A 6,930-nucleotide genomic window follows, 5' to 3' on the forward strand; every position below is an offset into this window, starting at 1 on the left:
GCCAAAGAGAAACACAACCATCTGGAACAGGTTGAGTTCCGCTACGAAAAAATCACCTGGACGTACAAAGACGGCAACATCATTCACTCGGATGCGTGGAATGAGCGCAGTCAGGCGTAATGGCTGATCGGCTGCTATGTCGGAGGAATGGCAGCTATTTAATCCAATCGGTGCAGCGTTGTTGCTGCACCGATTGATCGCGGGCACTGGGTGGGCTATCCCCCCAGACTAACCATTTTAATCCCCGGGGACGGGCACATTTTGAGCAAAAAATCACGGATGAGCTTCAGCCGTGCGGTAGCTATGGCAAAACGGCTTATTCCTCGAATGTGACCTGACCTCTTATTAACACCGGAACTTTATATGGATACGGTATCGACTTCATTATTGCGTCGCTTAAATCCCTATTGCGCACAGGCATTAAACGCGGCAGCGGCATTCTGCCAGACACGAGCACATGCTGAAATTACGGTGGAACACTGGTTGCTAAAACTACTTGAAGACGGTGAGGGCGATATTACTGTGATTGCCCGGCGTTACGAATGGGATATGCATTCGTTGTGGCAATCTTTGTTGACCACCATTGACCGCTTGCCCCACAGCATCAGTCAACGTCCACGGTTGTCGGATGGATTATGTCGTTTATTACAAATCGCTTGGTTTGTTGCTTCCCAAGAAGAGGGTAATGAATCTATTCGTTCAGTGCACCTTTTGCAGGTACTGCGCGGTCAGCCGGCTTGGTTGAGTACTCATGATGGCTGGCCGTTGATGAGCCTGAGTGTGAGCCAATTACAACATTTGCGCCCGCTGCTGGACAGGCATTCAGAAGAGCGCCTGGAAGTACAGGCAGCGGCACGTTTGGCCGGTAGCCGCGGGGATTCTGCGGTGGCAGAAACACCTCCTGATAAACCTGTTCAAAATTCTCCGGCATTATCACCGGCGTTGCAGGGAGTATTGGACAAATTTACGCAGGATTTAACGGCGCGTGCCGCCGAAGGCCATATTGATCCCGTGTTTGGCCGTGACAACGAAATCCGTCAGATGATCGACATTCTATCGCGCCGGCGTAAAAACAATCCGATCCTAGTCGGTGAACCGGGGGTAGGAAAAACTGCACTGGTGGAAGGATTGGCCTTGCGTATTGCGGGTGGTCAGGTGCCTGATAGCCTGAAAACCGTCAGTGTGCGAGCGCTGGATCTGGGGCTATTGCAGGCGGGCGCTGGGGTCAAAGGTGAATTTGAACAGCGACTGAAAAACGTGATTGAGGCAGTACAGCAGTCATCAACCCCGATCTTATTGTTTATTGATGAAGCTCATACGTTGATTGGTTCCGGTAATCAGGCGGGCGGTGCTGATGCCGCTAACCTGCTAAAACCTGCACTAGCTCGGGGTGTATTACGCACGATTGCCGCCACTACTTGGTCGGAATATAAACAATATTTTGAACGGGATGCGGCACTGGAACGGCGTTTCCAGATGATCAAAGTGGATGAACCGGATGATGAAACCGCCTGCCTGATGCTGCGCGGTCTGAAAGAGCGTTATGCCCGTTATCATGGTGTTCATATTCAGGATGCTGCTGTTAAAGCCGCGGTCACCTTATCCCGCCGTTACCTGACCGGGCGTCAGCTCCCGGATAAAGCGGTGGATTTACTGGACACTGCCAGCGCCCGGGTACGGATGAGTCTGGATACTGTGCCGGAAGCGTTGACACAACGTCAGGCACAACTGACGGCCCTTGAAATGGAGCAGCAAGCGATTGAAGCGGATCGGATTATGCTGCCGACGGAAGAAGATAACACCCGCTTAAAGGAGATTGCGGTTCGGCGTGAAGAGGTTGCACGCCAGACTGAACAACTCACCGAACAGTATCAGAGCGAAAAGCGTCTGGCTCAGCGCATTCTTGACTTACGTCAGCATTCCCCCAAAACGACTGAACTCAAGAAAAGCATAGAGGAACTGGAAATATTACAGGGCAGTGAGCCGTTACTCTCATTGAATGTGGATGTGCGCACCGTTGCGACGGTGGTTGCCGACTGGACGGGGATACCGTTAAGCAGTTTGCTGAAAGACGAACAAACCGATCTGTTACATCTGGAGCAGCATTTAGGCGACCGGGTTATTGGTCAGGATATGGCATTGCGGGAAATAGCCCAACGTTTACGCGCGGCTAAAACTGGTTTGACACCGGAACAGGGTCCACTGGGCGTCTTTCTGCTGGTGGGGCCGAGTGGGGTGGGGAAAACCGAAACCGCGCAGGCATTGGCCGACTGCTTGTTTGGGGGCGAACGTTCACTAATTACTATCAATCTATCGGAATATCAGGAACCGCACACGGTTTCTCAGTTGAAAGGTTCACCGCCGGGTTATGTGGGGTACGGACAGGGCGGTATTTTGACGGAAGCGGTACGTCAGCGCCCTTACAGCGTCGTGTTGTTGGATGAAGTCGAAAAAGCGCATCGTGACGTATTGAACCTGTTCTATCAGGTCTTTGATCGCGGTTTTATGCGGGATGGTGAAGGGCGCGAGATCGATTTTCGTCATACCGTCATTTTGATGACCTCTAATCTGGGTAGTGATCAACTGATGGCGTTATTGGCACAACAGCCCGATGCTCCAACCGCCACCCAGCATGAATTGTTACGCCCCATATTGCGTGATCACTTTCAGCCTGCATTGCTCGCCCGTTTCCAAACCGTGATTTATCGCCCGTTACCGGCGGAAGCGCTCAGACGGATTGTGGATATCAAACTGGGGCAAGTCACCCGGCGTTTGAACACCCATTATGGCCTGACCTGCACGGTGGAAAGCGGCTTGTGCGACACGCTGGTCAATGCTTGCCTGTTGCCGGACAGTGGGGCGCGCAATATCGACAGCCTACTCAATCAACAAATCTTACCGGTGTTATCGCAGGCGTTGCTGGAACGTCTGGCACATCACCATAAACCTGTCGGCGTAACGTTAGGTTTCAATGAAGAAGAGGGGATCATCCTTGCTTTCACTGAACAGACTGCCGGATCTGATAACGGGGAAAATGCATGATGGATAGAAAAATGTTGCTGGCCCGCCAACGTCAGGCGGGTAAAACGGCGCTGACGGGCCACTGCCGCTACCGGCTTGAAGTCCGGCGCTGTGAGGCGGCGCTGGATGTGTTCAGCTTCACCGGGGAAGAACGCCTGTTCGCCCCTTATTGCTACACCCTTGATTTCACCAGTACCACCCGGGATATCGACCCGGCGGTAATGCTGAAAAAATCGGCCACGTTTATCTTGCAGGCGCCTGAAAGCCCGGAGCCGGGGCGTAAAGTGTATGGCGTGATCACCCGGTTTAACCGGGTTTCCACCTCGGTGGATGAAACCCACTATCAGGCTTGTCTGGAGCCGCGTCTGGCATTGCTGCGCCACACCCAACGTTGTGCCATTTACCAGAACCAGTCGGTACCGGAAATAGTGGAAAAGATCCTGCGTGATCGACACGGTTTTCGCGGACAGGATTTTCTGTTCACACTGGTGCGGGAGTACCCCCGGCGGGAACTGGTGGTGCAGTGGCAGGAAAGTGATCTGGCGTTTATTCAGCGGATCTTAGCGGAGGTGGGGATCTGGTATCGCTTCGAGGTGGACAGCCGGCTGGGGATTGAAGTGGTGCGGTTTGGTGATAACCAGCGCAATTACCAGTACGACGTCACTTTGCCGCTGCTTAACCCGGCGGGAATGAATCACAACACCGGTGACTCGGTGTGGGATTTACATTTCGCCCATCAGGTGGTGACGCAGGGGGTGACAGTCCGGGATTACAACTACCGGGAAGCGGAGAATTATCTGCAATTTCAGGTCATGCGGGAGCGGGATAGCACGACCGAAGGTGAGATCTATCGCTATGGCGACCATTTCCTGACGCGGGGTGAAAAGATCCAGCCAGCGGTTGAAACTGCCGGCTTTTATGCCCGGTTACACCATGAGCGCGACCTGTGCCATCAGCACCTTATCAGCGGTAAAAGCTCGTCGCCGGTTTTAGAGCCGGGTCTGGTGCTGGAAATGGCTGGCGAGGTACCGCCGATGTTGAAGAAAGGGGTGTTGATTGTTTCAACCGAGAGCACCGCTCGGCGGGACAGCAACTATCTGGTCAGTTTTATCGGCATTCCGTACAGCGAAATCATCAGCTACCGACCGGCATTGCGGGAACGTCCGGTGATTGCCGGCACCGTGCCAGCGCGGGTGACCAGTGACTGGTCGAAAGACACCTACAGCCATATCGACAAAATGGGGCGTTACCGCATCAAGTTTGATTTTGATCTGGACGAATGGCCGCTGGGGGGAGAAAGCCTGTGGGTCCGGTTAGCCCGCCCGTATGCGGGCAGCACCTACGGATTCCACTGGCCGTTGCTCCAGGGGACCGAAGTGGCGGTGGCATTTGAACAGGGCAACCCGGACCGGCCCTATATCGCCCATGCGCTGCATGACTCGCGGCATGAAGATCATGTGACCCGTTACAACTACAAGCGCAATGTGCTGCGCACACCAGCGAACAACAAACTGCGTATGGACGATGAGCGTGGCAAAGAACACATCAAATTAAGTACCGAATACGGCGGAAAAAGTCAGCTCAATCTGGGCCATCTGGTGGATGGACAGAGACCACATCCGAATAAACGCGGTGAAGGCTTTGAGCTGCGAACCGACGACTGGGGGGCTATTCGGGCGGGGAAAGGGCTGTTGTTGAGTACGCAGGGGCAGTCTAAAGCCAGTGGCAAACAACTGGATATGGATGAAATCAAACGCCAGCTTGCTGATGCGTTGTCATTAGCAGAATCGCTCTCTGATCTGCTGCAAACGGCACAGATTGATCCACTGGATAGTGATACCCAACAGCATTTTCTACAACGGAATGTCGAGCAATTGCGGGAACCGGTGATTGTCGCTGGTGCGTCAGGGGGGATTGCGCTGTCAACACCGCAACATATTCAGCACAGTGCCAGTAAAAATCTGGTGATGACTGCTGGCGGCAACACTGAAATCTCGTCGTTGAAACGTATGGTACTGGCAGCGAAAAAATCAATGGTGGTTTTTGTACATGAGCTAGGTATGAAACTGGTTGCGGCTGCCGGGAAGATTCAGGTGCAAGCTCAAACTGATGGTATTGAAGTCGTTGCTAAGAAAGGCGTGACTATCACCAGTAGTGATGACGAAATCCTGATCTCAGCTAAAAAGAAAATCACTTTGCAGTGTGGTGGTTCCTATCTGACGCTGGAACCCGGCAAGATTGAACACGGTTCTCCGGGCGATTTTAACGTCAAAAGCGCGAATTTCGATTATACCGAGCCGGCAAAGCTGGATGTGCCTTATCCCGATTTTACTGCCTGTGACGTGGTGGTTGCCGAAGCGACCGAACGGGGTGACGCGACGGTGCCATTAGGCTAAGGAATTGATATGACTGATTATTTGACTGAGCCGCGGGCATTTGCTGAACATCAATATGCGTTGATTGATCGCGTGGTTGTACAACAGTTACCGGAAGTATTGCCAGTGATTGAAGTTGTTTCACCGCTGCTTGTTTCTCAGGCGCATTTATATCCCTGGCTGTTACCGTTGCACGAGTTACCGTCTGATGTTTGGTCCCGCCTGCTCAATGAAGCACGCCGGAAAACCGATCCCGGTTCTCGACCGTTTTTCACTTTACTGCTTAAAAGCGATTTGTCTCCAGAAGCAATAAAGAATGTTCTGGTTGATGCCTTGTATCTCAAGGAAAAACCGCAGGGGCATATTCTGAGTTATTACGATCCCCGTGTCCTGTTTCATTTGCACTGGATGATGGGGCCTTGGGCATTTTCACGCCGGATTGCCTCGGATGACATTACACACTGGACATTCTGGCTGGAGGGTAACTGGCATACGCTGGCCTTCCCGGAGAAAGTCCGTTACCAGCAAGGAGAAACACCAGTGTCACTTGCCCAAATTCAACGTATTGGCCTGATTAATCAGGTACTGGCCCAGTTGCCAGTGACCTCTGATATGGGGGAGCGGCAGGCGCTTAGCCGTCGTATTGATGCGCTATTTAATATCGCCATGACGCAGTGGTCATTAACCGATAAACAGGATCTGACGGCTTTTGCACTACATGGTGTCACCTTGGGTGAAGAGTTTCATCAAGCGCCGAAAATGAAGGCGCTATTGGGTCGGTGCCAACAGAATGTGGGGTATTACCAGCGTATCACCGGTCGCTGGACGGATGAACAGTGGCAGGAAATGACCAGTAAAATTAATTACCTACAACTTTAATTGATGGAATTTTGCATGATGATCCCGAAGAAACACATTTTTAGCCTGGTTGTTTTCAGCATGGCGTTAACCGGATGCGACAGCGCTCCGTATACCAACCAAATTGAAAAGGCTATCCAGTCCAGCTTTGATGAACCTGAAGAATTATCAAAGAAATTTAATCGTTATCCCAGTGATCAACTGTTTTTCCAATCAGTCGAAAAAACGGGTAAATGCGAACCCTCACAAGACAAAGCCAACGTCTTGCTATGTCCGGTAAACATGCGGGTTAAACAAGTCAAAGTCGGGGAACCGATACCCCGTTACTATGATGTGACGGATAAAATATCGATATATCAAAAGGATGGCGTATGGAAAGCCGATGACAATTTAAAAAGTCAGATCCTGCTATCGATTATCTTTAGCGACGCGAATGAAGCGCTGCTGGGTCGTCTTAACCCGGAAAACCTGAAATAAAGAGTGTGCAATACAGGAGATTTTATTGTGATTAACCCGGGCTGTAGTTTTTGTACCCGTAAGGGGCTGCCGGTTTTACTTGTTCGTCCTGCCATCAAAGCGCAGGGTGATGGTGTGCCGGATTTACCTGCAAGCATTCAAATGCCACCGGTAGAGAGAAAAGGCGAAACGGGCTATACCACTCGTTTGTTGCGAGCAG

General features: G+C 51.8%; 4 protein-coding genes and 1 pseudogene. All 5 read left to right on the forward strand.

The genetic code is table 11. The features are described 5' to 3' along the window. Positions 1-120: pseudogene (locus tag AM629_RS20230) on the forward strand (type VI secretion system tube protein Hcp); the annotation flags it as partial. A 243-nt stretch (positions 121-363) separates the two neighbouring features. Next, the gene (gene tssH, locus AM629_RS20235) at positions 364-3,042 is read left to right on the forward strand and encodes a type VI secretion system ATPase TssH (protein ID WP_054481508.1); all 2,679 of its coding nucleotides are present in this window, start codon (positions 364-366) and stop codon (positions 3,040-3,042) included. After that, positions 3,042-5,417 (forward strand): type VI secretion system Vgr family protein, encoded by a 2,376-nt coding sequence (locus AM629_RS20240; RefSeq protein WP_420806696.1) that lies wholly within the window; start codon positions 3,042-3,044, stop codon positions 5,415-5,417. Before tssH ends, AM629_RS20240 begins: the two co-directional genes overlap by 1 nt. A 9-nt stretch (positions 5,418-5,426) precedes the next feature. Next, entirely contained in the window at positions 5,427-6,275 is an 849-nt protein-coding gene (locus tag AM629_RS20245) for a hypothetical protein (protein ID WP_054481512.1), read from the forward strand. A 15-nt stretch (positions 6,276-6,290) separates the two neighbouring features. Further along, positions 6,291-6,731: a hypothetical protein gene (locus AM629_RS20250; RefSeq protein WP_054481514.1), complete on the forward strand. Its 441-nt coding sequence runs from the start codon at positions 6,291-6,293 to the stop codon at positions 6,729-6,731. Positions 6,732-6,930: the final 199 nt, after the last annotated feature.

The sequence above is a fragment of the Photorhabdus heterorhabditis genome (genome assembly GCF_001280945.1).
GTDB lineage: Bacteria > Pseudomonadota > Gammaproteobacteria > Enterobacterales > Enterobacteriaceae > Photorhabdus > Photorhabdus heterorhabditis.